Genomic DNA, 25,897 nt, shown 5'->3' on the forward strand with positions numbered 1-25,897 from the left:
AAGGAGAAGAAGAATGCCTATCATCAACATCAGCATCACCGGCAAACCTGACGCGGCGCTTTCCGCTCGCATCGCAAAGGAGGCCACAGAAATCACCGCGACGCAGCTGCGCAAGGACCCGACGATCACGGCAGTTGCCGTGTCCTATGTCGATCCGCAGCACTGGTTCGCCGGCGGCAAGTCGCTGGCCGAGCACGGCACCAACACGTTCTGGCTTGATATCAAGGTGGTCGACGGCACCAACACCAAGCTTGAGCTGGAGGCCTATCTGAAGGCGATCTTCGCAGCCTTCGGCCGTCTGCTGGGCGGCGTGCACGAGGAGAGCTACGCCTTCGTGCATGAAGTGCCGGCAGCCGCTTACGGCTATGGCGGCAAGACGCAGGAATTTCGTTTCATCAGTGGACGGCTGCAGGCGGCGTGAGAAGCAGCTTCCCGCACCAAGGGAAGCAAAAGCTCCGCATTGACCTTGCTCCCACATCGTCTAGGTTCTGGCCGACACGGCCGCAAAGAGCCGAGATGCTAAAAACGTTGGGAGAGACGCGGCATGATCCTGACACTGGCGCTGCTTGCGGGTCTTGTTCTGGCCTGGCTCCTGATTGGCGTGGCGGAAAAATTCCGCCTCGGCCTACGCTTCACCCAGGCGCTGCTCTATGTCCCGTTCAAGCTTGCCTACCGGATCGGAGACAGCCGCATCAGGATCGCCCGCAAGGCGCAGGCCCCAGTCATCTACGTCATCTCTCATCAATCGCGCTTCGAGCCGGCGCTGATGCTGTCGCTGCTGCCGGAAGACACGCTGCATATTCTCGATGAGGTCTCGGCGCGCTCGCCGTGGCTCGAACCTTGGCGCGAGCTTGGCCGTACCATCGCCTTCAACGCCGAACATGTCTTCGTCAGCCGCCGGCTGGTGCGGGTGCTGAAGGGCAAGGGCCGGCTCGCTGTCTATCTGCCGGATGCAGTCGAGCCCGACGTCAAGACGTTTCGGTTGTTTCGTGCCGTCACCCGCATCGCCATGCAGGCCGATGCCAAGATCGTGCCGATCTTCGTCGGCGGCGCGCGCAGCCTGCCGGTGTCGCTGACGCCTGGGGACAAGGCGCCACGACACTGGTTTCCGCAACTGTCGATCAGCGTGCTGGAGCCGATGACCATCACTGAGTTGGTGGCGCGCAACCCCGAGCAGGCCTCGAACACCAACGCGCTGTTCGACCGTGTCGCCGAGGCGCGGCTCTTCGGCACCAACCTCGATCGTGGCCTGTTCCTGGCCATGCGCGATGCCGCCGACCGCGTCGGCGCTTCGCATATCATCATCGAGGACGTGATCTCCGGCGCGCTGAGCTACCGCAAGCTGTTCATCGGCGCCCGCGTCCTGGGCAGGCGCTTCGAGGCGGTAACGGCTCCGGGCGAGGCAGTCGGCGTGATGCTGCCCAATGCCAATGGCGTCGTGCTGTCGCTCACCGGCCTTCTGTCGGCCGGCCGGGTGGCGGCGATGATCAACTACACGGCCGGGCCGGCGAGCGTCACCGCGGCCGTGCGCACGGCGGTGATAAGGACCGTGATTTCGTCCCGCGCGTTCGTCGAGAAGGCCGACCTTGCCGATATCGTCGCGGCGGTCGAAAAGGGCGGCGCCAGGCTTCTCTGGCTCGAGGATGTGCGGGAGAGCGTCACCGCGCCGGACAAGCTTGCCGCCGCCTTGCTGTGGCGCTGGCCGCTGCAGCGACAGGACGCGGCCAAGCCGGCGGTGATCCTGTTCACCTCGGGCTCGGAAGGCACGCCGAAGGCAGTCGTGCTGTCGCACAAGAACCTTTACGCCAACGCCATGCAGGCTGAGGCGCGCATCACCATCTCGCCCGCCGACATCCTGCTCAACGTGCTGCCGGTGTTCCATTCGTTCGGCCTGACGGGCGGCACCATCCTGCCGCTGGTCACCGGGGTAAAACTGTTCCTCTACCCCTCGCCGCTGCACTACAAGATCATCCCCGAGGTTGCGCGCAAGGTGAAACCGACCATTATGTTCGGCACCGACACGTTCCTCGCCAACTATGCGCGTACCGCCAAGGACGGCGATTTTTCCAGCCTGCGCTTCGTCGTTGCCGGCGCCGAGGCGGTGAAGCCGGAAACCCGCCGCGTCTATCGCGAACGCTTCCAGGCCGAGATCATCGAAGGGTTCGGGCTGACAGAGGCGGCACCGGTGGTTGCCGTCAACACGGCAATCCATGGCCGCGACGGTACCGTCGGGCGGCTGCTGCCGGCCATGCGCATGAAGCTTGAGCCGATCGAAGGCATTTCCGATGCCGGCCAATTGTGGCTCGACGGACCGAACCTGATGATGGGCTATATGACATCGGACCGCCCCGGTGAATTGCAGCCGCTGACGGGCTGGCACGACACCGGCGACATCGTCGCTGTCGACCGCGAAGGCTTCATCACCATTCGCGGCCGCGCCAAGCGCTTCGCCAAGATCGCCGGCGAGATGGTGTCGCTGGGTGCTGTCGAGATGCTGGTGCAGTCGTTGTGGCCGGAAGAACGCCATGCGGCGGTAGCGGTGCCGGACAAGAGGCGCGGCGAGCGCATTGTGCTGGTCACCACCGCCGACGACGCCAATCCCGACGAGTTGCGCAGATTCGGCAAACAAGCGGGCGCCGCCGAACTGATGGTGCCCAACGACATCGTCAAGGTCGAGGAAATCCCGGTGCTGGGTTCGGGCAAGACCGACTATGTCTCGACCCGAAAGCTGGCGATCGACAGGCTGGGGCTCGGCGTCGCGGCCTGAGTCGGATCAAGCACTTCCGCCGACCTTCTAACCTATATCCGAAGGCGGTACCTTCTCGCCCTCCAGCTTGGCGCGTTTCGAATAGGCGCGCACACTGAACGGCAGGAAGATCAGGTAGCCGGCAACCGAAGCGGTCAGCGTGTACCAGGGGTAGGTCATCAGCAGCAGTACGTAGAGCACGACACCCAGGATGATCGGCAACACCCTGTCGCCCGGGATTTTCAGGCTCTTGCCGGAATAGACCGGCAGCCGGCTGACCAGCAGGAAGGCGACCAGTATGGTAAAGCCGGTGGCGACGAAGGCCGCTGGACGACTGGGCTCCAGCCCTGTGCGCAGGAAATAGAGATAGAGCGGCAGCATCACCAGCACAGCACCAGCCGGCGCCGGCACGCCGACGAAATATTCGGACTGCCATATCGGGCGGTCGGCCTTCTCGTCGTCGAGCACGTTGAAGCGGGCGAGCCTTAGCCCGCAGGCGATGGCGAACAGCAAGGCCGCAATCCAGCCCGGCGAGCCGGCACGGTCGAGCAGGAAGGCATAAAGCACCAAAGCCGGGGCGACGCCGAAATTGACGATGTCGGCCAGCGAATCCATCTGGGCGCCGAATTTGGAGGTTGCCTTCAGCATCCGCGCCAAGCGGCCATCAATGCCGTCGAGGAAAGCGGCCAGCAGCACCATCACCACGGCCGGCTCGAAGCGGCCTTCGAAGCCGAAGCGGATGCCCGACAGACCGGCGCAGATGGCAAGCACGGTGACGAGGTTGGGCAGCACCATGCGCATCGGGATCTCGCGGATGCGCGGACCGCCGCTGGCATGGGCCTCGAACTTCTTATACTGCGTGCCCACGGCTCAGGAAATCCGCACGAGGGGTGTGCCGGCGACACCGCCGAATTCGGCCAGCACGGTTTCGCCGCCGACCGCTGTCTGGCCGACGGCAACGCGCGGCGTGGCGGTCAAGGGCAGGAAGACATCGACGCGCGAGCCGAAGCGGATCAAGCCGAAACGCTCGCCGGTGCCGATCGAGCCGCCCGCCTCGGCCCAACAGACGATCCGCCGCGCCACCAGGCCGGCGATCTGGACGGCGGCGATCGTGCCGTTGGGGCTTTCGATGACCAGGCCGTTGCGCTCGTTCTCGGTGCTGGCCTTGTCGAGTTCGGCGTTGAGGAATTTTCCGGGCCGGTGTTCGATCCTGACGATACGACCGCGTACCGGGGCGCGGTTCACGTGACAGGAAAAGACATTCATGAACACCGAGATGCGGGTCATCTCGACATTGCCGAGGCCGAGTTCGCGCGGCGGCACGGCCGGCCCGACCGCCGAGATGATGCCGTCGGCGGGGCTGACCACCAAGCGGTCGTCGACCGGCGTGACGCGCTCGGGATCGCGGAAGAAATAAACGCACCAGGCCGTCAGGATCAGACCGATCCAGAACAGGACCGAGGAGAAATAGCCGAGGAAAAGCGTCGCCGCGCCAAACGCCGCGATGAAGGGATAGCCTTCGCGATGGATCGGTACGAACGCGTTCTTGACCGTATCGACAAGGCTCATCAGCTAAAAACAGGCTCCGTTTCAAGTCCGGCCTCAATAGCCGAAAGCCCCCCTCGCCGCAACGCAACAATCGGCGGCGCGGGCGAACGGGCAAGGGCCTGTCGCCTCAGGATAGCCGAACGCTCCGCGTTCGTGAGGTCGCGACCGGCTCGCATGCCTGTGCCACTGGCGTCAGAATTTCGAGACAATCAGCCCAGATCAGTTGGCACCATCGGCTTCGGCGCGCACAAAATGTTCTTCGATCTCAAGCCTATGGGCATCCGCCAGCGGATCTTCGGCGCCCGACCTCAAGAGCGCGCTCCCGTTGGGAGAGGACACCAAAAACAGCAGTCTACCGTCAGCAGCAACTGTCCAACTGACGACCGATCCTCCCTCGCTCGGAATCAGCATCGATGGCAAAGCAACTGCTCCTGCCGTATCAATTCCAGCCCTGCGCAAAAGAAGGTCGAGGGCTGCTGGTGCCCCGTATTCATCAGCCAGTTCGATGACTGTCGCTATTGAATCAGCGCCGACATGCGACAGCTTCAGACCGACACGTGGAGCACCTTCGCCAAGTAACTAATCAACGCTATCGACCGGTCCGAGGTCGAGTTGCAGTTCTGTACCATCAGCAGCCAGGTACTGGTATGCAGCCGCATGCGTTGGCGTGACTACGCACAAACGCACCCTGCCGGCGTTGGTTACGACCGGAAATGTCATCTGCTTCTCGCCATCTATGTCCAACATCCGTCCTTTGCCGAGCCCGAGCTTAACCTCGGGCTGCGGCAAAGCTGCACAGGCGAGCCCGATGCCCACTTCAAGTCGGCTCGTCATCACTGCTTTCAGATGGAACACCGAACGATGGCGCAATCGAGGTTCGCGCCTGGAGTTGGCCATCACAATGTCAAGAGTGGCCTCCTGGCATTCGGCATCGTCGACAATCTCCAGTTCAGGCCAGGAGGCTATCCAACCCACTGCGCGGGCAAGCATCGGGACGCTGTCTTCCTCCTTGTAAAAAAGATCGTCGAGTCCATCAAGGAAATCAGCGCGGCCACCTTCGAATCCAGTCTGTTCCTCCGCTTCCTTGGGATGTTCCCGGACCCAAGCAACCATCTGTTTCAAAATAGCTAAATGGTTTTCTGCTCGCATTCCAGCCAAAGCCAAATGCACATCCGAGGTGACTTTATCGAGGTGATCACGGTAATTGTGAATAAATTGGCTATGGCCGCCATTAGCCACTTCCATCCCGTATAGGTAAGCGTGAAAAAACTGCCTCGCTGACGGCGGTATTTCGTGATCTTTGTAGAGGCCCTGATCAAACATTGCGGTCACGAAATCCATGACTGCAGTCACGAGGTCAGCAACGTAGTTTTCCTTAGCGGCGCGCTCGACTGCTGAAAACGGGACAACAATTGAAGTCACGCGCGGACTGGCCGTCGGTTGCTCCGGCTGGTGCGCCGAAATCGTTGTCGACTGCTGCAGCCTTTTCTTTCGCGAAAAAATTCCGAACATTCCAAAGCCTTCTTACCCGGAGGAAAGCAATACCGGTAGATCAGAGTCTGTCAGCAGAATATCACTTGGAAAAGTGGATAAAAAGGCGCTTGAAATTCATTTTCACTGCGTCTTACCAATATTTTGAAGAACACTTCAACCGATAGTTTGAAGAACACTCCAAAAACTGACCTCGAGGCTTCGTCGCGAACTCAGCAAAGAGCAGCCAAACCAAAATTATCGGTTCTGTGCCTGTCGGCAGACCGCTGCCTCGCCCGTCCTTGGTGAGACAGCGCCATCATGGACCATTTGGCGATGCTGACGCACTCAACAAGGAGTCCCCTACATGCAGAAACCACCTGCCCCCCAAGCGCATCTCGTCACTGCCGGTCTCGCTTTCGGCGAGTCGCCGCGCTGGCATGACGGACGGCTGTGGCTTTGCAACTGGGGCACCGGCGAGATTATCGCCGTCGATGCCGACGGCAACCGCGAGGTCATGCTCACCGTACCGGCTGTCCTGCCCTACTCCATTGACTGGCTGCCGGATGGCCGCCTGCTCGTCATCTCCGGCCGCGAAGGGCTGCTGCTACGACAGGAGGCCGACGGGAGCCTCGTCACTCGCGCCGATTTGCGTGACCTGTCGAAAAGCCCTTGGAACGAGATCGTCGTCGACGGGCGCGGCAACACCTATGTCAATGGCGGCGGACCGGCGCCGGCTTCTGGCGAGCATTTCAGCCCCGGCACCATCGTGTTGATCACGCCGGACGGCGCGGTCCGGCAGGTGGCGGAAAATATCGCCTTTGCCAACGGCATGGCAGTGAGCCCGGACAACAAGACGCTGATTGTCGCGGAATCCCATGCCAATCGGCTGACCGCCTTCGACATTGCCGCCGACGGCAGCCTTGCCAACCGAAGGGTCTGGGCCGACCTCGACGGCTATCCCGACGGCATCTGCCTCGATGCCGAAGGGGCGGCCTGGTATGCGGATGTTCCCAACAAGCGTTGCGTGCGGGTGCGTGAAGGCGGCGAGGTGCTGCAGACAGTGACCGTCGATCGCGGCTGCTTTGCCTGCATGCTGGGCGGCACCGACAGGAAAACGCTGTTCATTCTCGCCGCCGAATGGCGCGGCTTCGAGCATATGGTCAGCGACGCCCGCACCGGCCAGGTGTTCAGCGTCGAAGCGCCGGCACCTGGCATCGGCTGGCCGTAACAGCCTTGCTACAGCCCGGGAACCCTCTGATAGTTGGCGATGTCGGCGCGAACGCCGAGCCGGGCGATCGTCTCCTGCGGGTTGAAGGCGATGCGCTCGTGCGCGGCCTTGACGATCGGCACGACATTGTCGACGGCCGCCTGGCTTTCCCATTCGACGATGGTGACGAGGTTGAATTCGCCCGGCCCGGAGAATTGCTCGAGCAGGAAATCCTGCACGAAGCCATGCTGCAGGCGCAGCAATTCATGCGTTGTCCTGACCTTGGCGAGTATCTCCTCGCGGGCGCCGGCCGGGACGACGAATTTGTCCACCCTGAACACGCTGCCGCCGTTAACAGTCTGATTTATCTTGCTCATTTCGATTGCTCCGTTCCTGGATCATGGTGTTTTTTGGGCTCCAGGAACGGCCTACAATCTCAACTTAAGTTGAGATCAAGTGCAAAAATCAGATCACACGCCGAACCTTCAATTCACCTCCGACGTGCGCCGGCGGACGATGACACCAAGTTCGTCGCCTTCGCGAGCCAAGCGCAGCCGCTCTTCGGCCTCGGTCGCCTCGCGCTGGCGGTCCCACATCGAGGCGTAGAGGCCATGCTTGCGCATCAGCTCGGCATGGGTGCCGCGCTCGGCGATCTGGCCGTCCTGCAGCACGATGATCTCATCGGCCGTGATCACCGTCGACAGGCGGTGAGCGATGACGATGGTGGTGCGGCCACGGCTGACCAGATCGAGCGCGGCCTGGATCTCCTGTTCGGTGTGGCTGTCGAGCGCCGAGGTCGCTTCGTCGAGCATCAGGATCGGCGGCGCCTTCAAAATGGTGCGGGCGATTGCCACGCGCTGCTTCTCGCCGCCCGAAAGTTTTAGCCCGCGTTCGCCGACCATCGACTTGTAGCCGTCAGGCAATCGCTCGATGAACGGGCCGATCTGAGCGAGTTCGGCCGCCTTGCGCATATCCTCCTCGCTGGCACCGATGCGGCCATAGCGGATGTTGTAGGCGATGGTGTCGTTGAACAGCACGGTGTCCTGCGGCACCATGCCGATCGCCCCGCGCAGGCTCTCCTGCGTCACGTCCCTGATATCCTGGCCATCGATCAGCACCTGGCCGCCCTGCACGTCGTAGAAGCGGAACAGAAGCCGCGAGATGGTCGACTTGCCGGCACCCGAAGGCCCGACAATGGCGACGGTCTTGCCGGCCGGCACCTCGAAGCTGATGCCCTTCAGGATCTTCCGGTTCGGGTCATAGGAGAAGTGCACGTCGCGGAACTCGACCTTGCCGGCGCTGACCGCGATTGGCCTGGCATCCGGCTTGTCGACGATCTCCTGCGGCACATCCAGCAGATCGAACATCTGCTCGATATCGGTGAGCCCCTGGCGGATTTCGCGGTAGATGAAGCCGATGAAATTGAGCGGCACCGACAGCTGCATCAGCATGGCGTTGATGAAGACGAAGTCACCGACCGTCTGCGTGCCGGCCTGCACTTCGAGCGCCGACATGCACATGACGATGACGGTGCCCAGGCCGAAGATGATGCCCTGCCCGAAATTCAACCAGCCAAGCGAGGTCCAGATGCGCGTCGCGGCGACCTCGTAGCGTGCCATGGAGCGGTCGAAGCGCTCGGCTTCCATGCCCTCATTGTTGAAATATTTCACCGTCTCGTAGTTGAGCAGCGAGTCGATTGCCTTGGTGTTGGCGTCGGTATCGCTGTCGTTCATGTCGCGGCGGATCGAGATGCGCCAGTCGCTGGCGCGGACCGTGAACCAGACATAGACCCAGACGGTGACCGCGACGACGACCACATATTTCCAGCCATAGGTGTAGGCGAAGATGCCCGTGGTCAGCGCGAATTCGAGGATGGTCGGCGCCGTGTTGAGCATGATGAAGCGCACGATCGTCTCGATGCCCTTGGTGCCGCGCTCGATGATGCGCGACAGGCCGCCGGTGCGGCGCTCGAGATGGAAGCGCAGCGACAGTTGGTGCATGTGAACGAAAGTACGGAAGGCGAGCTGGCGCACGGCATATTGGCCGACGCGGGCAAACAGCGCGTCGCGCAACTGATTGAAGCCAAGCTGCACCAGGCGCACGACATTGTAGGCGACGACCAGCATGACGGGCGCCAGCAGGAAGCTCGGCAGCGGCGGCGCCGATTTGGCGTCGCCGGCCAGCGCGTCGGTCGCCCATTTGAAGAAATAGGGACCGGCGACCAGCGTCAGCTTGGCGACGACCAGCAACAGCGTCGCCCATGTGACCCGGGCTCTCAGATCGGCGCGATCCGCCGGCCACATGTAAGGCCACAAATTGAGCAGCGTCTTGAAAGTCGAGGAGTCGGAGACGGTTTTTTCGGCCATTTCTTGTGCCTTCTTCTTATTTCAGCGGCCGGAGCAGCAGGAATTGACGAGAGCGGCCACCGATGCGGAGACATCGGCGAGCGCGGCATGGTCGATCGCATAGCGCGAGCGCTGGCGATCGGGCTCGAAGCGAACCAGCCCGGCTTCGACCAGTATTTTCAGATGTTGTGACACGGTGGACTGCGCCAGATCTAAGCGGTCGACGACCTCGCGGCAGCAGCAGGAACTGCTCGTCGATAGGTGTTTCAGGATTTCGATCCGCGCCGGATGGGAAAGCGCTGCAAGTCGGGCGGCGACCGCACGGCTGTCCGGACCGCCGCATGATGCGTTTGTTTCCATCAGGGATTCTGCCATCGTTCATCGGCGATAGACGATGAACGGGCACGGGGCAAGCTAACCCTATGGGCAGAGCGCCGGAACCGCCAATCTCCCCCTCGTGGGAGAGATGTCCGGCAGGACAGAGAGGGGCGCGAAGGATCGCGACTTTCCACGATCAAAGCATTACGAGCAGCCGTAAGGTAGCTCGACCGGATTTGGCCGACAGGCTGGCGAGACAGCGCCCTCCTCTGCCCTGCCGGGCATCTCCCACAAGGGGGAGATTGCGCTCAACCGTCGGCGCTCAAACCCTACTCCGTCTTGGCGGGCGCTGTCGTTGCCTGCTCGCCCATGGCCTTGAGGTCGGCGGCTTCGCCTTCCTTCGACTTTTCCGGGACCTTGAACACCTGGCCCGGCCAGATGCGGTCGGGATCACTGATCTGGTCCTGGTTGGCGAGGTAGATGGTCGAGAAGCGTACGCCGTGGCCATAGACGCGCCGCGAGATCCGCCACAGCGTGTCGTTGCGGCGGATGATGACGGCGCCGTCGGCATGTTCAAGCTTGGGCGCCACCGTCTCGGGCACATCGCTTGGCGGCGTCGCCTCCGCCATAACGGCCGGAGCCTCGGTGGCGGGAGCAGGCGTCGTGGCCGCGGCCGGTGCCTCGGCGGCGGTAGGTGCGGCCGGCTTGGGCTGAACGGGCTTCGGCGCCGAGGGTGCCACGGCGGCGATCGCTTCGCCGGGCTCACGCTCGAACGGTACGGCCGCGCGGGCCACAACTGTCACACCGTCGGCATCGAGGCCGTCGACATGGATTGTGTAGCTGCCGACCGGAACGTCGCGCGTCGCCTCGACCAGGAAATGACCGTCCGTCGAAGTTTGCGCGTCACCGAGCAGGATGTCGTTGGCATAGGCGCGCACCTTGCGGCCGGCATCGGCGAGGCCGGCGACAAAGATCTTGCTGCCGTCGATCTCGACCGCCTCGACGACGATCTTGGGCTCGGTCACGCCTGCAGCGGGCGGCGTCGCCGGCGCTGCAGGAGCCGGTGCCGCGTCGACCACGGCTGGCGCTGGGGCGGCTGGCGCCGGAGCGGTTGCGGGGGCTTCGGCTGTGGGAGCAGCCGGCGCGGCGGCCGGAGCAGCCAGCTTTGTCTCGGGTGCGGGAACGGTCAGCAATTCGGCCGGCTTGCCCGGCTCCTCGACCATGGCCAGCACCTGGCCGGCCGCATCCTTGGGAACCGACACGACGGCGGTCTGCACCGAGGGCGTTACGACGTCACCGGCGGTCGCGCGCAGCGCGATCGTATAATCGCCGGGCTTCAGCGGATCATCGAGAATGATAACGAAGGCGCCATCGGGACCAGCGACCGTCGAGCCAAGCACCGTCGAGCCATTGAGGATTTCGACCTTGGCGTTGGGTGCCGCATTGCCGGCGACGACAATCGAGCCATTGCTTTCGACGCGCACGACATCGAAGGACGGTGCGACCGGACCGGTCGCAGCAGGCGCCGCCGCGTCCGCGGCCGGTGCGGCGGGTGCCGTTGCCTGGGGCACTGCGGCGGGAGCCGCCGGGACTTCAGCGGCGGGCAGCCGCGCTTCGGTGCCGGGATCGGCCGATTTTGCCGCTGCGGGCGGCGTCTGCGCCGCCACTTGCGCCGGCGGCGTGGGATTGAGATACGGGTCGAGTGCGCCCGCTACATAGGCGGTTCCCGCGGCCGCAACGGTCCCACCCGCCGCGAACAGGAACGCCTTCAGTGGATTAATTGCCATATTTCCCTACCCCTTAGCCACCTAACGCCGGTCTAGCCTGTTTTAGCAATACCGACAAGAAAAAGCCCAGGCCGTTAACCCTTGGGGCTTGACCGCGCTTTCAGACCCAATCACCAATCATCGACATGAACACGATTCGATCCGTCTGCGTCTATTGCGGCTCGTCTCCGGGCCGCGATGAAATCTATATCAAGGCCGGACACCTGCTCGGGCGCTCAATTGCCAAAGCGGGATTGCGGCTGGTCTATGGCGGCGGCACCAAAGGCATCATGGGCGCTGTCGCCGAAGGCGCGCTCAAGGCCGGCGGCAAGGTGACGGGCATCATTCCGCGCTTCCTGATCAACAAGGAGGCGAGCGAAACAGCGCTTGACCGGCTCGATGAACTCTTGATCACCGACAACATGCACGAGCGCAAGCACAAGATGTTCGAGAAATCCGACGCCTTTGTGGCACTGCCGGGCGGCATCGGCACGGTCGAGGAGATCGTCGAGATCATGACCTGGGGACAACTTGGCCATCATCGCAAGCCGATCGTCTTCGCCAATGTCAAAGGATTTTGGGATCCGATGCTGGCGCTGCTCGATCACATGGCCGCCGAAGGCTTCATCCACACCGCGCAGCGGGTCAAGCCGCTGGTCGTCGACGACCCCGAAGCGATCGTCGCCGCCATCATGGTAGCCGGATCGTCCGTCGACGCCCCGACCGAGGGCGTGCAGTCGGTGATCGATAAGATGTAGGGGAATAAGGCAGTAGGGCAGTAGGGCAATATGTGACAACAAGTGAATTGCCTGGAGGTCTCTGCCCTACTGCCCTACTGCCCTACTGCCCTACTGCCCTACTGCCCTACTGCCCTACTGCCCTACTGCCCTACTGCCCTACTGCCCTACTGCCCTACTGCCCTACTGCCCTACTGCCCTACTGCCCTACTCCCCTACTGCCCTACTCCCCTACTCCCCTATTCCCCTCTTCCGCCGCAGCCTGCCGCAAATCGGCAATCACCGCGCGCCGGTCATGACGCCGCCAGGCGAGATGGAGTGAAACCGTGCGGTCGAACCACGGCAGGTCGCGAAACACGATCCGCGGCGGCGCAGCGGCACGCAGGCTGGCTTGCACCGTCGCCAGGCCGAGACCCGCGCTGACAAGGCCGAGCGAGGTCAGCGGGTCCGCCGTCTCATAGGCGATGTCGGGCAAGAAGCCGGCTTTGGCGCAGGCGGCAAGGAACTGGCCGCGATTGGTGTCGTCCGGCTGGCGCACGACGGTGATCCAGGTGCGACCGTCAAGATGGTGAGGCCCGATCTCTGGCACTTCAACGAGTGGGTCATCTTCGGGGATCGCCAGCACCAGCGGCTCATGCCGCAGCGCCATGGCGGCGACATCCGGATCATCATCGGGTGGCGGCGAGTAGACAAAGCCCAGATCCAGCGACCGCTGCCGTAGCCCTTCCAACTGCGCCGCCGAACGCAGGCTTCTCAGCTGCAGGTGGAAATCCGGCCGGTCGCGACGGAACTGGCGCAGCATCCCGGCGACAAGCCCGGCATGAACGGCCCCTTCGACATAACCGATGGCGAGCCGGCCGACGGCACCGCTGGCCAGGTTGCGGCCGAACTCCTCCACACGTCGCGCATTGGACAGCAGCGCGCGGGCCTCGGTGAGGAAGGCGCGGCCCTCGGCGTTGAGATGGACCCGCTGCTTCGACCTCTCAAAGAGGGAAACACCCAACTGCTCCTCGAGCTGGATGATCTGCCGGCTGAGTGGCGATTGGGAAATATGCAGCATTTCGGCTGCGCGCCCGACATTTCCGGTTTCGGCGACCGTGACGAAATAGCGGAGCTGGCGCAGGTCGAACATTTCTCCTCCAAGGCTCAAGTCCCTTTGGGTCTCAACTTTGGCCTAATCAGTCTTGGACTGTCTGACCAGCCAAAAGCGATAATCGGCCATCCCAACCAAAGGAGACCGCCATGCAGTTCTTTGCCCTTCTCGCTCGCAACACCGAAAAATTTACCGATGCCGATTTCGCTCCACTTCTGCCCGGCGAAGCCGAACAGCGGCGCACGCTCTACGCCGAAGGGGCGGTACGTCAGGTGTGGAACCGAGGCGACATCCCGGGCAGCGGCATGATGCTCGAGGCTGCTGATGATGCTGAGGTTCGCGGCCACCTCGCCACCTTGCCGTTGGTCAAGGCCGGCATGATGGACATTGCCGCAATCGTGCCCCTCAAGCCCTACCCCGGCTTCGGCCCGAAGCACTGACAGGGCACATCCGGGGGTGACGAAGGCGTCACCCCCGGATTGACACGGGGGATCGACAGACTGTGATCGGCTGTCAAGAAACCGTCACACGAAACCGGCTTCGCGCGTGCTAGGAATCAGTATCAGGCAGCCGCCGTGCGGCGCCATCTTCGGAACATGCATCTGGCACCGCCCATGGACATCACTCTCGCCCCGGAAGGCACCGATCTGTCGCCCTACCTGCCCGACGAGCACGGACTGTTCTTCATCTATCACTTCACCGCTGAGGGCGTGCGAACCAGGGACGCCGCCGCCGCGCACTGGACATGGCGCAGCTACCAGCTTTCCGACATGCGGGCCCGTCACGAAATCGGCGCCGATCGGGCTTTGCCGGCACCGGCGCGTGAAGCTTTCCTGTCCGCCAGCCATGGCTGCCACATCGACCTCGAGGACGACTGGCTCTATGGCGATCTGCCGGACCTGCGCCATGACTATTCGGCGGAAGCGGGCGGGCTTGGCCATTTCCGCTTCGCGCTCAATGACACGATGCTGGTCGGCGCCCGCAAGCAACCGCTGCAGTCGGTCGACAACATCCGCAAGGCGATCGAGAATGGATCGCGCAAGTTCCGCTCGCCAGCCGAGTTGATCGAGGCTGTCGTCGGCCAGTCGTTCGATGGCATGGTGGCGGAACTTGCGGCACTCGGCGACAGTCTCGACGGCATCGAAGACCGTATCGTCTGCGACGCATGGCACAATGAACGGCAATCCCTGGTCGACGCGCGCCGGCATCTGGTGGTGATCCACAGGCAGATGGCGACGCTGACCAATCTGTTCCGTCACCTTGATCATTCGCACCGCAACGACCTGCCAGACAGCATCAACGACATGGCCGCGCGCCTTTCACACCGGGCGCAGACGCTGCACTATGACGGCGAGCAATTGCAGGCGCGCGCCCGGCTATTGCAGGACGAGCTTATGGCAAAGCTGACGACGCAGTCGAACCGGCTGCTGTACGTCCTGTCGGTGATGACGGCGGTGCTGTTGCCGATGACCATCATCTCAGGCCTGTTCGGCATGAACGTTGGGGGCCTGCCGCTGGTCGACACGCCAATGGGCTTTTGGGTGGTGACTGCTGTGTCGATGGTGATCGCGGGCGCGACCTATCTCTTTGTCAGGCGGCTCGGACAGATGTAGCACCCGCCGGCAGCTTTCACGCAGTGGCGCGAAGATCCTCGATGATGGTGCCGGCGGCGGCCACTTCCGCTTCGTGATCGGGCTCGCGCCAGGCCTCGGCAAGCCCAGCCGCATGCCATTCGCGCATCGCCGGCAGAGCAAGCAACTGCGCCGGATACGCTGCAGCCGCACCCTCGAAGGAGAGCCCATAAGACTGTGCGCGGAACGCCACCGGGGCAAAGAAAGCATCTACTGCGGTGAAATGAGCGCCCGCCAGAAATGGCCCGCCGAAACGAGCAAGACCATCATTCCAGAGGTCGTCGAGGCGAAAGAGGTCCTGCTTCAGCGCATCGGACATCGGAAACGGCTCTACCCGCACGCCGCAACTCATCGGACAGGCGCTGCGCAATGCGGTGAAGCTCGAATGCATCTCGGCGGCGGCCGAGCGCGCCCAGGCGCGCGCCTTGGCTTCGACGGGCCACACGCCATGGTGGCGTTCGGCCAGATATTCGACGATGGCCAGCGAATCCCAGACCGCCCAGCCGTCGTCGACCAGGCACGGCACGCGGCCGCTCGGCGAGAAGGAACGGTACAGATCCCAGCTCGATCCGGTCGGGAATGGCGTCAGCCGCTCCTCAAATGGGATATCCAGCGCGCGCATCAGCACCCAGGGCCGCAGCGACCATGAGGAATAATTTTTGTTGGCGATATGCAGCAGGTACATCGAACCCCCTTACCGTGCGGGCTGCGGCGCGGCGCGTCGCGCTGTCGTCAACATCGACCAGGAATAGACTGCCAAAGCCGCCCAGATCAGCGCAAAGGCGATGGCCTGGATGGTGCCGAAAGGCTCGTCGAAGATCAGAACGGCGATCAGGAACACCATGGTCGGCGCGATATATTGCATGATGCCGATGGTTGACAGCCGCAGCAGCTTGGCGCCGAAGGCGAACAGCAACAACGGCACCGATGTGACTGGACCGCAGCCGATCAGCAACGCCGTATCCGTGCCACTGCTGGACACGATGTGGTCCTGTCCGGTCGCGATGAGATAGACGATGTAGCCAAGTGCCGGCACCGACAGCAGAAGGACTTCGAGCAAAAATCCCTGGCTCGGGCCGATCGGCAGCGTCTTGCGGAAGAAGCCGTAGGCGGCGAAGGAAAACGCCAGTGCCAACGACACCCAGGGCAGCTTGCCGCCTTCGATGGTCAGCACGGCGACGGCGACGGCCGCCAGCACCACCGCCGCGATCTGCAGCCGGTCGAGCCGCTCGCCGAGCAGCAGCGCGCCGACAACGACGCTGACCAGGGGATTGATGTAGTAGCCGAGCGCGGTTTCGACGGTGCGGTCGACCGCGATCGCCCAGACATAGATGCCCCAGTTGACCGAGATCAGCGCCGCCGTCAGCGCGGCCATGGCGATGGTGCGTGGCGAACGCAGCGCCGCCTTGAAATCCGCCGTGCGGCCGGCCCAGATCAGAACGGCGGCGGCGATCGGCACCGACCAGACGATGCGATGGGCAATGACTTCCGCGAGCGGCAGATGAGCGACCGCCTTCATGTAGAAGGGCAGCAATCCCCATAGCAGATAGGCGCCGAGCGCCAGCAGAAAGCCGCGCCGGGCCTTGGACTCTGCATCCAGGGTAATTGCTTCAGTGGCCATGGACCAACGCTATGGCCCAGTCACCTTGGCAAGACCATCGCAAAGTTCTGATGGATCAATGGACTTTCGCTGATGGTTCAACCCTATTCGGCGGCCACCAGTCCGGCCATCTCGCGGTTCTTCATCAGCTTGTAGACGATGGAATCCATCAGCGCCTGGAACGAGGCGTCGATGATGTTCTCGGAAACTCCCACCGTCCACCAGCGTGCGCCGGTGCCGTCATGCGATTCGATCAGAACGCGGGTGATCGCCTCGGTACCGCCATTGAGGATACGCACCTTGAAGTCGGCCAGCTCCATGTCGGCGATCTCGCCCTGGAATTTGCCGAGGTCCTTGCGCAGCGCGATGTCGAGCGCGTTGACCGGGCCATGCCCTTCGGCCACCGACATCTTCTCCTCGCCATCGACCACCACCTTGACGATCGCTTCGGAGACCGTCTTCAACTGGCCGTTGGCGTCGAAGCGGCGCTCGACCATGCAGCGGAACGAGGTGACGTTGAAGAATTCCGGCAGGCCGTGCAGCATCTTGCGGGCGAGGAGTTCGAAGCTGGCATCGGCGCCTTCATAGGCATAGCCCTCGGCCTCGCGCTCCTTGACCACGGATATCAGCGCGTCGAGCCGGTGATCGTCCTTCGGCACCTCGATGCCGCGTCGCCTCAGCTCGGCGAGGAAATTGGCCTTGCCGCCCTGGTCCGAGACCATGACACGGCGGCGGTTGCCGACGGTTTCGGGGGGGACGTGCTCATAGGTCGCCGGCTCCTTGGCCAGTGCGGATGCGTGGATACCCGCCTTGGTGGCGAAGGCGGAAGCGCCGACATAGGGCGCTTGCGCCTCTGGCGCTCGGTTCAGGAGTTCGTCAAATGCGCGCGACAACCTGGAAATGCCTGTCAACGCCTCAGCCGAAATGCCAGTTTCGAAACGATCGGCGAAGGCCGGCTTTAGCGCCAGCGTCGGCACGATCGAGATCAAATTGGCGTTGCCGCAGCGCTCCCCGATGCCGTTGAGCGTGCCCTGGACCTGGCGCACGCCAGCCTCGACAGCGGCGAGGGAATTCGCCACGGCCTGGCCGGTGTCGTCATGGGCATGGATGCCGAGATGATCGCCTGAAATGCCTGATAAAATAACCTTCTCGACGATGGCGCGGACTTCCGATGGCTGCGTGCCGCCATTGGTGTCGCATAGCACCACCCAACGCGCCCCGGCATCATAGGCGGTCCTGGCGCAGGCCAGCGCATAGTCGGGATTGGCCTTGAAGCCATCGAAGAAATGCTCGCAGTCGACCAATGCCTCCTTGCCGGCGGCGATCGCCGCCTCGACGGAGGCCTTGATGGCGTCGAGGTTCTCCTCATTGGTGCAGCCGAGCGCGACACGGACGTGGTAGTCCCAGCTCTTGGCGACGAAGCAGATGGCATCCGATTTCGATTGCACAAGAGACGCTAGGCCGGGATCGTTGGACGCCGACACCCCTGCCCGCTTGGTCATGCCGAAGGCGACGAATTTGGCGCGCTCCGTGCGCTTCTCCTGGAAGAAGGCGGTGTCGGTCGGGTTGGCGCCGGGATAGCCGCCTTCGACATAGTCGAGGCCAAAAGCGTCAAGCAGTTTTGCGATGGCGATCTTGTCCTCGACGGAAAAGTCGATGCCCGGCGTCTGCTGGCCATCGCGCAATGTGGTGTCGAAGAGATAGAGGCGCTCGCGGGTCATGGTCATTTGCCTGCAAACTTGTCCGTCGCGCGGATCAGCCGGTCGAGGATACCCGGCTCCGAATAAGCATGACCGGCGCCCTCGATCAGATGGAAATCCGCCTTTGGCCAGGCCTTGTGCAGCGCCCAGGCATAGCGCGCCGGGCATGGCATGTCGTAGCGGCCATGGACGATGGTGCCGGGGATGTCGCTCAGCCTGTGCGCGTCGCGCAGCAATTGTCCCTCTTCCAGCCAGCCGGCATGGACGAAATAGTGGTTCTCGATGCGGGCGAACGCGGCGGCATAGTCGTCCTGCCCAAACGGACCGCTTGTCTCCGGCTCGGGCAACAGCGTGATCGTTTCGCCTTCCCACAGGCTCCAGGCGCGGGCCGCCTCGATCTGCGCCTTTCGATCCGTGCCGACCAGCCGCTTGCGATAGGCGGCCATCATGTCGCTGCGCTCGGCCTCCGGGATCGGCGCCAGGAAGCGCTCCCATTTGTCCGGGAACATTTCCGAGACGCCGAACTGATAGTACCATTCCAGTTCCGCACGCGTCAGCGTGTAGATGCCGCGCACCACCAGTTCGCTGACGCGTTCTGGATGGGTCTCGGCGTAGGCGAGCGCAAGCGTCGACCCCCAGGAGCCGCCGAACACCAGCCATTTGTCGAAGCCGGCCATTTCGCGCAGCCGTTCGATGTCGGCGACCAGGTGCCATGTCGTATTGGCTTCGAGCGAGGCGTTGGGCGTCGATTTTCCGCAGCCACGCTGGTCGAACAGGATGACATCGTAGAGCTTCGGGTCGAACAGCCGCCGGTGTTTTGGCGAAATGGTGCCGCCCGGCCCGCCATGCAGGAACACCGCCGGCTTGGCGCCTTTGGTGCCGGAACGCTCCCAGTAGACCTGGTGGCCGTCGCCGACATCGAGCATGCCGGAATCGAACGCCCCGATCTCGGGATAAAGCGTACGCAATTGACTGCTCATAGTTGTAAACCTTTGGTCGGCCAGTCCGGCGTTTCATGGTCTGGGTGCTGGAAGGAGATGATGGATTCCTGCCTGTTGTAATAATCAGGATCCTGGTGGACGGGCTGATCGAAGATCGTCTCCACCCAGGGCAACCGCGCGGCATAGTTGACCTGGATCTGCGGTGCCAGGTCCGAACGGTCGTCGAAGGCACCGATCGCGATTTCCAGCCCGCCGGGCTGCCGATATGTCAGCGGCGTGCCGCAGCGGGCGCAGAAACCACGATCGATGTTGACCGACGACTGGAAGTAACTCGGCTCTTCATGGGTCCATTCGACGCCATCTCTGGGCACCGTGACCAGCGCGCCGAAGAACGAGCCGAACTGCTTCTGGCACATGCGGCAATGGCAGATGGACGGACGGCCGAGCGCTCCATGAACGCGGAAGCGCACGGCGCCACACTGGCAGCCGCCGGTTCTTACCTGATCGGTCATGATCTTTCCTTTGGCGGCCATTGTTCGGTGTCGTGGTCGGGGTGCTGGTAGGAAACGAGATCGGCCAGATAGGAGGCCGACGACATGTCGGCCATGGTGTCCTCGCCCGGCAGTTGCGGGATCGAGTCGACATAGGGCAGCTTTGCCTCGATCCCCCATTGAATCAGCGGCACGATCTCCGCTGGATTGTCGAACGCACCGATGGCGAGGCCAACCCCGTCCGGCGCGGTGAAGGTCAGCGGCGTGCCGCAATCGGCGCAAAAACCGCGATCGACATGGTTGGACGAACGGAAGTATTTCGGCTCGCCGCGCGTCCAGTCGAGCCTGGCGCCACGCACCGAAACCAGCGGCGCGTAGAACGCGCCGAACGCCTTCTGGCACATGCGGCAATGGCAGACCGAAGCGTCGCCCAAAGCGCCTTCAACGCGAAAGCGCACCGCGCCGCACTGGCAGCCGCCGGTGTAGATCGGTCGGTTGTCGAGGCTCATCGCTGATCACTCCGGCGCATGGCAGACGGCCTCGACGTTGTTGCCGTCGGGATCGAGGACGAAGGCGCCATAGTAGTCCGGGTGATAGTGCGGGCGCAGGCCCGGCCCGCCATTGTCCTTGCCGCCGGCGGCAAGCGCCGCAGCATAGAAGGCTTCGACCTCGGCGCGGCTGCGCGCGGTGAAGGCGACGTGCTGATGGGCCTTCTGACCATCCTTGCCTTCCTGCAGCCAGAATACCGGCCGATCGCGACCGTAGCCACCGACCTTTTTACCGCCGGTGTACTCCAGCGGCACCATATACAACAGCGCGGCACCAAGCGGCGCCATCGCCTTGTCATAGAAAGCCTTCGAAGCGTCGAAATCGGCAACGTTGATGCCGAGATGATCGATCATCTTTTTACCTCCCAGGTGGTGATGCGTTCGCCTGTGACCGGATCCTTGCCGTCCTTCAACTGTATCCCTTGGGCCAGCAGGTCGTCGCGGATGCGGTCGGCTTCGGCCCAGTTCTTGGCGGCGATGAACGCGAGACGCTTGGCGATGGCCTTGCCGACGTGGCCTTCATCAACCTTCGCCGACGCGACGTCGAAGCCGAGGAACAGCAGCGACGCCTTCAGCGATGCAGCGGCATCGTTGCCGTCCACTGCCTCGCCGGCCAACTGGGTCAGGACCTGGAAGGCGGCATAGGTGGCGAGATCGTCCGACAAGGCGTCGATGATCTCCACGGGCACCTGTCCCGCCGCCGTCGGCGCGAGGTCGGCTCCCCGCTTCCATTTTCGCAGGGTGTTCTCGGCCTCTTCCAGCTTGCGCACGGAAAAGTCGATCGGCTCGCGATAATGCGTCATCAGCATCGCCAGCCGCAGCACCTCGCCCGGCCATTTGCGGCCGCCGAAGGTCTCGGTCTCCAGGAGTTCGTTGATCGAGTAGAAGTTGCCGAGGCTCTTCGACATTTTCTGCCCTTCGACCTGCAGGAAGCCGTTGTGCATCCAGATGTTGGCCATCATTTCGGTGCCATGGGCGCAACGCGACTGGGCGATCTCGTTTTCATGGTGCGGGAAGATCAGGTCGAGGCCGCCGCCATGGATGTCGAAGACCTCGCCGAGATAGGCGGCCGACATCGCCGAGCACTCGATGTGCCAGCCCGGCCGACCCCTGCCCCATGGCGAATTCCAGCCCGGCTCCTCCGGTGACGACAACTTCCAGAGGACAAAATCGCCGGGATTTTTCTTATGCGCGTCGACGGCGACGCGAGCACCGGCCTGCTGCTCGTCGAGATTGCGCTTCGACAGCTGGCCGTAGTCGGGCATCGACGCCGTGTCGAACAGGACTTCGCCCGCAGCAATATAGGCATGGCCGCGTTCGATCAGGCTTTGAATCAAGGTGATCATGTCGACCTTGCCGTCGGCACGGGGCTCGACGAATTCGGTGGCGCGCGGCTCGACCGTCGGCTCTAGGCAGCCGAGAACCGCCACGTCGCTGTGGAACTGGTCGGCGGTCTTTTCGGTGACCCGCCTGATCGCCTCATTCAACGACAGCGTGCCGGAAGCGATCTCGCCGCCGAAATCGCGCAAAGCGCGCGCATTGATCTTGTCGTCTACGTCGGTGATGTTGCGCACATAGGTGACGTGCGTCTGCCCATAGAGATGGCGCAGCAAGCGGAACAGCACGTCGAAGACGATCACCGGCCTGGCATTGCCGATATGAGCAAAGTCGTAGACGGTCGGGCCGCAGACATACATGCGCACGTTCAGCGGATCGATCGGGACGAAATCCTCTTTCGTCCGCGTCAGCGTGTTGTAGAGGCGCAGGCCCTGCGATGCGTCGGACATTCGTGCCTTCCCGGTTCAGAACTCAATTCGACGAAGCCAGCCCTGCGCGAACGCAAATCAGGCTCCAGCCTGCTGGCCGGGGCGTTTGTCCAATCTGGGGAGAGATGAGGCGAAAACGTCCGGACCAGCGCGAGGCTAGCCAATAATGCAAATGCCACAAATGGCGAAAGACGTTTTCATGGGCGGCTTTATCGCCTTGGCTTGTGTTGCCGTCAAGTCGCAAGTTTCGGCAAAACCGTCGCTGGGTCACAGGTAATGATGCACTGAAACATTTTATTAAACATGTCGGCACAGTCATGAAACATTCGCCGGCTAGATCAGCAGGCGTCACGATTTGGTCAGAATCGGCCATCAAACGCAGACACGAAAATGTTACCAGGGAAGAGAGACATGCCCCGAACCAAGCAGGAAGCCAACCGCGCCAAGCAGCCGGCGCTGGCCAACCACTATCGCGCAATCGGCCCGGCCGCGATCGTCGCCGCCCTTCTCCATACCGCCAAGAAGAAAAAGCCGGCGCAGAAGATCGTTTCGCCCCGCGCTGCCTGAAGGGATGGGCGGCCGGCGCCAATGGCGCCAGAAATGAAGGCGCCGACGCGCGCGCCCTCTGCTAGAACAACGTCATCTGACTGTCGTCCGCGCCGGACTTCTGGCGCTTGACCTTCTCGGGCTCCGGCCCGATCTCGCCCCGCTCCTGAATCTCCGGTCCGGTGTTGGCGACCTTGTTGACGAGGTCGGAGACCGGAATTGCCTCGAAGAAATCGAGCTGTGCCGGTCGCAACAGATCGGCGACATCGCGCGGTTCGAGCGTGCGGCAATCCAGCCAACGTGCGAAATCCCTGGGATCGATCACCACCGGCATGCGGTCGTGGATATGCGCGATGTCGGCATTGGCGTTGATGGTCAGGATGGCGCCGGTGTCCATTTCCGAACCGCCCGGCTCGGCATAGGTCTCGATCAGCCCGGCGAAGGCAACCAACCCGCCATGCCTGGGGCGTATCCAGTAAGGCTGCCCCTTCTTGCCACCGGTTTGCCGCCATTCATAAAAGCCGGACGCCGGCACCAAAGCGCGGCGATGGCGCATGGCGGCCTTGAACGACGCCTTTTCGGCAGCCCCTTCGGAGCGCGCGTTGAACAGCAGCGGAAACTCGCGTGTATCCTTCACCCAGGTCGGGATCAGCCCCCAGCGCACCAGCATTGGCTGCCGGTCCGGCAGATTGGAGCCCGGCGCCTGCGGAGGGCCGGCGACCGCCATCAGGATCGGCTGCGTCGGGGCGATGTTGTAGCGCGCCGGGAAATCCTCAAGCCCCGCCACGTCCAGAAAGGCAGCGGTCTGATCCGGCGTCGCGGTCAAGGCGAAACGTCCGCACATGGTCGATTGGTGCCCTTCGAAAGGTTCGGTTTCTGAAAGTGGCGATGGAACCGGCGTTGCGCAACCGCTAAAACTTGTCCACGCTGGCCGGTCCACAACTGACCGGCCTTCAGTCTGATTGGGAATCCATGAACGAAGCGCGCAAAATACTTCCGGCAGTCTCGGTCGCCGTCGTGCGGGCAGACACCGTGCTTCTGGTCAAGCGAGCCCGGCAACCGTCGCAAGGGCTCTATGCCTTTCCGGGCGGCAAGGTCGAACCTGGTGAGACGCTGGAGGCAGCGGCAGAGCGCGAACTTCAGGAAGAAACCGGTTTGCGTGCCACAAATTATCGCCCGCTGCGGGAAATCCACATCGACGGCCGGGATGACAGCCACCCGGTCGATTATCTCCTCACAGTCTTCGGCGCCGCCTATGCCGGCGGCGAGGCCGTGGCCAGCGACGATGCGGAGACGGCGGCCTTCTATACGCTCAGCGAGATGGCGGCGCTGCCGCTGGCAGGCTCGGTATTCGCAGTCGCCGAAGACTTGTTGGCCCCCGGCGGAAACGCCGGACTGCTGTCCTGAAATCAACTTGCGGGCGACAAATTGTTTCGCCACAAAGACTTATGCTGTTTAGCAGAGCCACACAGCTGGTAGAGAAGGCTTATGAATCGTCCATCCATGCTCCTCGCCCTGTGTCTTGCGGTCGGCGCGACCGTTTCGATACGGCCCGCGCTCAGCGCCGAGTCGCCGTTCGAGCCCGGGTTGATGCGGCTGGCGGAGGTTCTGGGCTCGCTGCATTTCCTGCGCAATCTGTGCGGCGAGAAGGGCGACCAGTGGCGTGTCGAGATGACAAAACTGCTCGATTCGGAAAATCCGGACGCCGAGCGGCGCGCCCGCTTCATTGCCAGCTTCAATCGCGGCTACCGCTCCTTCGGCGGCATCTATACGAGGTGCACGCCCTCGGCGACCGAAGCCATCAGCCGCTACATGAAGGAAGGCGAGACGCTGTCTCGCGATATCGCCTCGCGTTACGGCAACTAATGCATGTCGCCCAAAAGTGGCTGCGGTTTTGGGAGAACGACACGCATAAAAACGAAAACCTAAAGCGCCTCGCCTGAATCCGTTCAAACGCGGCGCGCTTTAGGCACTCGCTCATCGACAACTATCCGAACCATTGCTGGGTACAGCCGATATATCGGCTTGTGCCAAGCGATATCTTGGTGCAATCCTCATGTTGCACTTCTGCAACAGTATTAACGAAACCTTACCGCGCGAAAGCGGAATTAACTCAAACTGAAGGTTTTCGCCCCGCAGGCCGCCCCAATCGGCTAAGTTTGACTCGAACTGAACGCAGCTTCGCACAAGGCAATCGGGCTTTGTAAAAGACGATCAAAAAAATGTCGTATTTACAAATACTTAATTGTCCCTGCGTGTGAAATGAACAGATCAGGCCTGATCCACATCAATGGATCGCAGCTTGAAAGGGTGGACATTCGCTTATGGAACATGGTGTCAACGACATCGACGCGCTGGTCAGGGAAGAAAAACGCTTGACCGCCGTGGAAAGCCACAGCGAGGCCTGGGCGGAAGGTCTCTCCGCCGGGATAGAGCCCGAGATCATTGCCGAAGCAGCGCTCGAAACAGCCTTCGGCGAGATGTTGCGTGCCAATGGCGAGACCTCGGCCCTTGCCCTGCTCGACCGTATGCGTGAAAAGGTGATTGCTGGCGCCTTCGAACCTGAACGGCTGCGGCACTGAACCGACGTCCGGTTCTTTGACGGCAATATGCCGCTCGGGCGTCATGCCCGTAAGCAGGGAGAAACGGGCAGTGAGTTTTTCGATGTCAGGCAAGCCGCGTGGCTTGGTCCTTCGCATCTCTTTCGCCGCTTGCTGTGCCGCGATTCCCCTGGTTGTGTGTCTCGCGAGCAGCCCCGCCTATGCGCTGAGCGAAATCAAGCGCGAAGAGCTCCCCCCGACGGTCACGCCGCCGGCCGACGACATGTCGCCCCCCGGAAGCACCGTGCCAATGCCCAACCCGGTCGGGATGCCGCCGCCGTCTAGCCAGCCGACTGCTCCTGCCGAAGCCGAGCCGGACAGTCCGGCGGATGGCGGCGTGACCAGGCCACGCGTCGATCCGGACACGCCGGTGCCCGAGGTCATCTACGATCTCGGCAAGCTGCCGGAACCAGTGCGGCGCATGCATGATTTGATCGTCGAAGCCTGCAAGGGCGGCGATATCGAAAAGTTGCGGCCGTTGATCGGCACGGGCGACAACACAACGCAATTGTCCCTAACCGACATTGATGGCGATGCCGTCGCTTTCCTCAAGGGCCTCTCGGGCGACCCGGACGGCCAGGAAATCCTGGCCATCCTGGAGGAGGTGCTTGATGCCGGCTACGTCCACCTCGATGCCGGCACGCCACAAGAGCTCTACGTGTGGCCGTATTTCTTCGCCCTACCGCTGGACAAGCTGGACGCCAAGCAGCGGGTCGAACTGTTCAAGATCGTCACCGCTGGCGATTTCGACGACATGAAGCAGTTCGGCGCCTATATTTTCTATCGCGTCGGTATCACCCCTAGCGGACAATGGTCGTTCTTCGTCGCCGGGGATTGAGAG

28 protein-coding genes are annotated in these 25,897 nt (G+C 62.7%); 11 read left to right on the forward strand and 17 right to left on the reverse strand.

The window, feature by feature from the left end:
- The first annotated feature begins 13 nt into the window (after nt 1–13).
- Complete coding sequence (locus tag AC0NIL_RS24235) at nt 14–421, forward strand: tautomerase family protein (RefSeq protein WP_275953595.1); 408 nt, start codon at nt 14–16, stop codon at nt 419–421.
- A 123-nt stretch (nt 422–544) separates the two neighbouring features.
- The gene (locus AC0NIL_RS24240) at nt 545–2,767 is read left to right on the forward strand and encodes an AMP-binding protein (RefSeq protein WP_275953596.1); all 2,223 of its coding nucleotides are present in this window, start codon (nt 545–547) and stop codon (nt 2,765–2,767) included.
- A 27-nt stretch (nt 2,768–2,794) separates the two neighbouring features.
- Here the strand turns inward: AC0NIL_RS24240 and AC0NIL_RS24245 are convergent, their stop codons facing one another.
- The 3 genes from AC0NIL_RS24245 to AC0NIL_RS24255 all read right to left on the reverse strand — a co-directional run bounded on the left by AC0NIL_RS24245 (nt 2,795) and on the right by AC0NIL_RS24255 (nt 5,806).
- Complete coding sequence (locus tag AC0NIL_RS24245; protein WP_013532542.1) at nt 2,795–3,613, reverse strand: CDP-alcohol phosphatidyltransferase family protein; 819 nt, start codon at nt 3,611–3,613, stop codon at nt 2,795–2,797.
- Nucleotides 3,614–3,616: 3 nt separating this feature from the next.
- Nucleotides 3,617–4,315, reverse strand: coding sequence for a phosphatidylserine decarboxylase (locus AC0NIL_RS24250; protein ID WP_013532543.1), 699 nt, complete (start codon nt 4,313–4,315; stop codon nt 3,617–3,619).
- 558 nt (nt 4,316–4,873) lie between these two features.
- Complete coding sequence (locus AC0NIL_RS24255; protein WP_473573778.1) at nt 4,874–5,806, reverse strand: DMP19 family protein; 933 nt, start codon at nt 5,804–5,806, stop codon at nt 4,874–4,876.
- Nucleotides 5,807–6,131: 325 nt separating this feature from the next.
- On the opposite strand from AC0NIL_RS24255, the gene AC0NIL_RS24260 reads away from it, so the two are divergent.
- Nucleotides 6,132–6,995, forward strand: a complete 864-nt coding sequence (locus AC0NIL_RS24260) for an SMP-30/gluconolactonase/LRE family protein (protein ID WP_013532545.1) — start codon at nt 6,132–6,134, stop codon at nt 6,993–6,995.
- A gap of 8 nt (nt 6,996–7,003) precedes the next feature.
- Here the strand turns inward: AC0NIL_RS24260 and AC0NIL_RS24265 are convergent, their stop codons facing one another.
- The 4 genes from AC0NIL_RS24265 to AC0NIL_RS24280 all read right to left on the reverse strand — a co-directional run bounded on the left by AC0NIL_RS24265 (nt 7,004) and on the right by AC0NIL_RS24280 (nt 11,424).
- Nucleotides 7,004–7,351 (reverse strand): antibiotic biosynthesis monooxygenase, encoded by a 348-nt coding sequence (locus tag AC0NIL_RS24265; RefSeq protein WP_013532546.1) that lies wholly within the window; start codon nt 7,349–7,351, stop codon nt 7,004–7,006.
- A gap of 108 nt (nt 7,352–7,459) precedes the next feature.
- On the reverse strand, nt 7,460–9,340 hold the full coding sequence (locus tag AC0NIL_RS24270) for an ABCB family ABC transporter ATP-binding protein/permease (RefSeq protein WP_013532547.1): 1,881 nt from the start codon (nt 9,338–9,340) through the stop codon (nt 7,460–7,462).
- Nucleotides 9,341–9,361: 21 nt separating this feature from the next.
- On the reverse strand, nt 9,362–9,694 hold the full coding sequence (locus AC0NIL_RS24275; RefSeq protein ID WP_013532548.1) for an ArsR/SmtB family transcription factor: 333 nt from the start codon (nt 9,692–9,694) through the stop codon (nt 9,362–9,364).
- A gap of 272 nt (nt 9,695–9,966) precedes the next feature.
- Entirely contained in the window at nt 9,967–11,424 is a 1,458-nt protein-coding gene (locus AC0NIL_RS24280) for a LysM peptidoglycan-binding domain-containing protein (protein WP_473573779.1), read from the reverse strand.
- A 125-nt stretch (nt 11,425–11,549) separates the two neighbouring features.
- Here AC0NIL_RS24280 and AC0NIL_RS24285 point away from each other — a divergent pair, with 125 nt between their 5' ends.
- Nucleotides 11,550–12,161, forward strand: coding sequence for an LOG family protein (locus tag AC0NIL_RS24285; RefSeq protein ID WP_013532550.1), 612 nt, complete (start codon nt 11,550–11,552; stop codon nt 12,159–12,161).
- Nucleotides 12,162–12,363: 202 nt separating this feature from the next.
- Here AC0NIL_RS24285 and AC0NIL_RS24290 read toward each other — a convergent pair whose 3' ends face one another.
- Nucleotides 12,364–13,272 carry a LysR substrate-binding domain-containing protein gene (locus AC0NIL_RS24290; protein WP_275953598.1) on the reverse strand — a complete coding sequence of 303 codons (909 nt, stop codon included), beginning with the start codon at nt 13,270–13,272 and terminating at the stop codon, nt 12,364–12,366.
- A gap of 110 nt (nt 13,273–13,382) precedes the next feature.
- Between AC0NIL_RS24290 and AC0NIL_RS24295 the strand changes: the two genes are divergently transcribed.
- Together AC0NIL_RS24295 and AC0NIL_RS24300 are read left to right on the forward strand one after the other, a co-directional pair.
- A complete protein-coding gene (locus AC0NIL_RS24295; RefSeq protein ID WP_013532552.1) occupies nt 13,383–13,673 on the forward strand; it encodes a muconolactone Delta-isomerase family protein in 291 nt (96 codons plus the stop codon).
- Between the two features lie 174 nt (nt 13,674–13,847).
- The gene (locus AC0NIL_RS24300) at nt 13,848–14,846 is read left to right on the forward strand and encodes a transporter (protein ID WP_064993161.1); all 999 of its coding nucleotides are present in this window, start codon (nt 13,848–13,850) and stop codon (nt 14,844–14,846) included.
- A gap of 16 nt (nt 14,847–14,862) precedes the next feature.
- Here AC0NIL_RS24300 and AC0NIL_RS24305 read toward each other — a convergent pair whose 3' ends face one another.
- From AC0NIL_RS24305 to cysS, 8 genes are all read right to left on the reverse strand, one after another.
- Complete coding sequence (locus AC0NIL_RS24305; protein ID WP_275953599.1) at nt 14,863–15,549, reverse strand: glutathione S-transferase family protein; 687 nt, start codon at nt 15,547–15,549, stop codon at nt 14,863–14,865.
- A gap of 9 nt (nt 15,550–15,558) precedes the next feature.
- Nucleotides 15,559–16,485 carry an EamA family transporter RarD gene (gene rarD, locus AC0NIL_RS24310; RefSeq protein WP_013532555.1) on the reverse strand — a complete coding sequence of 309 codons (927 nt, stop codon included), beginning with the start codon at nt 16,483–16,485 and terminating at the stop codon, nt 15,559–15,561.
- An 83-nt stretch (nt 16,486–16,568) separates the two neighbouring features.
- A complete protein-coding gene (cimA, locus tag AC0NIL_RS24315; protein ID WP_275953601.1) occupies nt 16,569–18,191 on the reverse strand; it encodes a citramalate synthase in 1,623 nt (540 codons plus the stop codon).
- The gene (gene pip, locus AC0NIL_RS24320) at nt 18,188–19,144 is read right to left on the reverse strand and encodes a prolyl aminopeptidase (protein ID WP_275953602.1); all 957 of its coding nucleotides are present in this window, start codon (nt 19,142–19,144) and stop codon (nt 18,188–18,190) included. The genes cimA and pip overlap by 4 nt, the downstream gene beginning before the upstream one ends.
- Nucleotides 19,141–19,617 (reverse strand): GFA family protein, encoded by a 477-nt coding sequence (locus tag AC0NIL_RS24325; RefSeq protein WP_013532558.1) that lies wholly within the window; start codon nt 19,615–19,617, stop codon nt 19,141–19,143. The genes pip and AC0NIL_RS24325 overlap by 4 nt, the downstream gene beginning before the upstream one ends.
- On the reverse strand, nt 19,614–20,105 hold the full coding sequence (locus AC0NIL_RS24330; protein ID WP_013532559.1) for a GFA family protein: 492 nt from the start codon (nt 20,103–20,105) through the stop codon (nt 19,614–19,616). Before AC0NIL_RS24330 ends, AC0NIL_RS24325 begins: the two co-directional genes overlap by 4 nt.
- Before the next feature lie 6 nt (nt 20,106–20,111).
- Nucleotides 20,112–20,498 (reverse strand): VOC family protein, encoded by a 387-nt coding sequence (locus tag AC0NIL_RS24335; RefSeq protein WP_013532560.1) that lies wholly within the window; start codon nt 20,496–20,498, stop codon nt 20,112–20,114.
- Nucleotides 20,495–21,931 carry a cysteine--tRNA ligase gene (gene cysS, locus AC0NIL_RS24340; RefSeq protein WP_275953603.1) on the reverse strand — a complete coding sequence of 479 codons (1,437 nt, stop codon included), beginning with the start codon at nt 21,929–21,931 and terminating at the stop codon, nt 20,495–20,497. Before cysS ends, AC0NIL_RS24335 begins: the two co-directional genes overlap by 4 nt.
- A gap of 390 nt (nt 21,932–22,321) precedes the next feature.
- Between cysS and AC0NIL_RS24345 the strand changes: the two genes are divergently transcribed.
- A complete protein-coding gene (locus AC0NIL_RS24345) occupies nt 22,322–22,477 on the forward strand; it encodes a hypothetical protein (protein WP_013532562.1) in 156 nt (51 codons plus the stop codon).
- Nucleotides 22,478–22,538: 61 nt separating this feature from the next.
- On the opposite strand, the gene AC0NIL_RS24350 is transcribed toward AC0NIL_RS24345, so the two are convergent.
- Nucleotides 22,539–23,300 carry an SOS response-associated peptidase gene (locus AC0NIL_RS24350; RefSeq protein ID WP_013532563.1) on the reverse strand — a complete coding sequence of 254 codons (762 nt, stop codon included), beginning with the start codon at nt 23,298–23,300 and terminating at the stop codon, nt 22,539–22,541.
- 128 nt (nt 23,301–23,428) lie between these two features.
- Here AC0NIL_RS24350 and AC0NIL_RS24355 point away from each other — a divergent pair, with 128 nt between their 5' ends.
- The 4 genes from AC0NIL_RS24355 (at nt 23,429) to AC0NIL_RS24370 (ending at nt 25,894) form a co-directional block, all read left to right on the forward strand.
- A complete protein-coding gene (locus tag AC0NIL_RS24355; RefSeq protein ID WP_024503054.1) occupies nt 23,429–23,863 on the forward strand; it encodes an NUDIX hydrolase in 435 nt (144 codons plus the stop codon).
- Nucleotides 23,864–23,944: 81 nt separating this feature from the next.
- Nucleotides 23,945–24,322, forward strand: coding sequence for a TIGR02301 family protein (locus AC0NIL_RS24360; RefSeq protein ID WP_275953604.1), 378 nt, complete (start codon nt 23,945–23,947; stop codon nt 24,320–24,322).
- Between the two features lie 458 nt (nt 24,323–24,780).
- Nucleotides 24,781–25,038, forward strand: a complete 258-nt coding sequence (locus AC0NIL_RS24365; protein ID WP_008874920.1) for a hypothetical protein — start codon at nt 24,781–24,783, stop codon at nt 25,036–25,038.
- Between the two features lie 82 nt (nt 25,039–25,120).
- The gene (locus tag AC0NIL_RS24370) at nt 25,121–25,894 is read left to right on the forward strand and encodes a hypothetical protein (RefSeq protein ID WP_473574123.1); all 774 of its coding nucleotides are present in this window, start codon (nt 25,121–25,123) and stop codon (nt 25,892–25,894) included.
- Nucleotides 25,895–25,897: the final 3 nt, after the last annotated feature.

The organism is Mesorhizobium sp. WSM1343 (genome assembly GCF_055901535.1).

Excerpts from the sequence above, each read along its gene's own strand:
- AC0NIL_RS24235 (WP_275953595.1), top strand. The coding sequence starts at position 14 with ATGCCTATCATCAACATCAGCATCACCGGCAAACCTGACGCGGCGCTT.
- AC0NIL_RS24240 (WP_275953596.1), top strand. The coding sequence starts at position 545 with ATGATCCTGACACTGGCGCTGCTTGCGGGTCTTGTTCTGGCCTGGCTC.
- AC0NIL_RS24250 (WP_013532543.1), bottom strand. The coding sequence starts at position 4,315 with ATGAGCCTTGTCGATACGGTCAAGAACGCGTTCGTACCGATCCATCGC.
- AC0NIL_RS24255 (WP_473573778.1), bottom strand. The coding sequence starts at position 5,806 with ATGTTCGGAATTTTTTCGCGAAAGAAAAGGCTGCAGCAGTCGACAACG.
- AC0NIL_RS24260 (WP_013532545.1), top strand. The coding sequence starts at position 6,132 with ATGCAGAAACCACCTGCCCCCCAAGCGCATCTCGTCACTGCCGGTCTC.
- AC0NIL_RS24265 (WP_013532546.1), bottom strand. The coding sequence starts at position 7,351 with ATGAGCAAGATAAATCAGACTGTTAACGGCGGCAGCGTGTTCAGGGTG.
- AC0NIL_RS24270 (WP_013532547.1), bottom strand. The coding sequence starts at position 9,340 with ATGGCCGAAAAAACCGTCTCCGACTCCTCGACTTTCAAGACGCTGCTC.
- AC0NIL_RS24275 (WP_013532548.1), bottom strand. The coding sequence starts at position 9,694 with ATGGCAGAATCCCTGATGGAAACAAACGCATCATGCGGCGGTCCGGAC.
- AC0NIL_RS24280 (WP_473573779.1), bottom strand. The coding sequence starts at position 11,424 with ATGGCAATTAATCCACTGAAGGCGTTCCTGTTCGCGGCGGGTGGGACC.
- AC0NIL_RS24285 (WP_013532550.1), top strand. The coding sequence starts at position 11,550 with ATGAACACGATTCGATCCGTCTGCGTCTATTGCGGCTCGTCTCCGGGC.
- AC0NIL_RS24290 (WP_275953598.1), bottom strand. The coding sequence starts at position 13,272 with ATGTTCGACCTGCGCCAGCTCCGCTATTTCGTCACGGTCGCCGAAACC.
- AC0NIL_RS24295 (WP_013532552.1), top strand. The coding sequence starts at position 13,383 with ATGCAGTTCTTTGCCCTTCTCGCTCGCAACACCGAAAAATTTACCGAT.
- AC0NIL_RS24300 (WP_064993161.1), top strand. The coding sequence starts at position 13,848 with ATGGACATCACTCTCGCCCCGGAAGGCACCGATCTGTCGCCCTACCTG.
- AC0NIL_RS24305 (WP_275953599.1), bottom strand. The coding sequence starts at position 15,549 with ATGTACCTGCTGCATATCGCCAACAAAAATTATTCCTCATGGTCGCTG.
- rarD (WP_013532555.1), bottom strand. The coding sequence starts at position 16,485 with ATGGCCACTGAAGCAATTACCCTGGATGCAGAGTCCAAGGCCCGGCGC.
- cimA (WP_275953601.1), bottom strand. The coding sequence starts at position 18,191 with ATGACCATGACCCGCGAGCGCCTCTATCTCTTCGACACCACATTGCGC.
- pip (WP_275953602.1), bottom strand. The coding sequence starts at position 19,144 with ATGAGCAGTCAATTGCGTACGCTTTATCCCGAGATCGGGGCGTTCGAT.
- AC0NIL_RS24325 (WP_013532558.1), bottom strand. The coding sequence starts at position 19,617 with ATGACCGATCAGGTAAGAACCGGCGGCTGCCAGTGTGGCGCCGTGCGC.
- AC0NIL_RS24330 (WP_013532559.1), bottom strand. The coding sequence starts at position 20,105 with ATGAGCCTCGACAACCGACCGATCTACACCGGCGGCTGCCAGTGCGGC.
- AC0NIL_RS24335 (WP_013532560.1), bottom strand. The coding sequence starts at position 20,498 with ATGATCGATCATCTCGGCATCAACGTTGCCGATTTCGACGCTTCGAAG.
- cysS (WP_275953603.1), bottom strand. The coding sequence starts at position 21,931 with ATGTCCGACGCATCGCAGGGCCTGCGCCTCTACAACACGCTGACGCGG.
- AC0NIL_RS24345 (WP_013532562.1), top strand. The coding sequence starts at position 22,322 with ATGCCCCGAACCAAGCAGGAAGCCAACCGCGCCAAGCAGCCGGCGCTG.
- AC0NIL_RS24350 (WP_013532563.1), bottom strand. The coding sequence starts at position 23,300 with ATGTGCGGACGTTTCGCCTTGACCGCGACGCCGGATCAGACCGCTGCC.
- AC0NIL_RS24355 (WP_024503054.1), top strand. The coding sequence starts at position 23,429 with ATGAACGAAGCGCGCAAAATACTTCCGGCAGTCTCGGTCGCCGTCGTG.
- AC0NIL_RS24360 (WP_275953604.1), top strand. The coding sequence starts at position 23,945 with ATGAATCGTCCATCCATGCTCCTCGCCCTGTGTCTTGCGGTCGGCGCG.
- AC0NIL_RS24365 (WP_008874920.1), top strand. The coding sequence starts at position 24,781 with ATGGAACATGGTGTCAACGACATCGACGCGCTGGTCAGGGAAGAAAAA.
- AC0NIL_RS24370 (WP_473574123.1), top strand. The coding sequence starts at position 25,121 with ATGTCAGGCAAGCCGCGTGGCTTGGTCCTTCGCATCTCTTTCGCCGCT.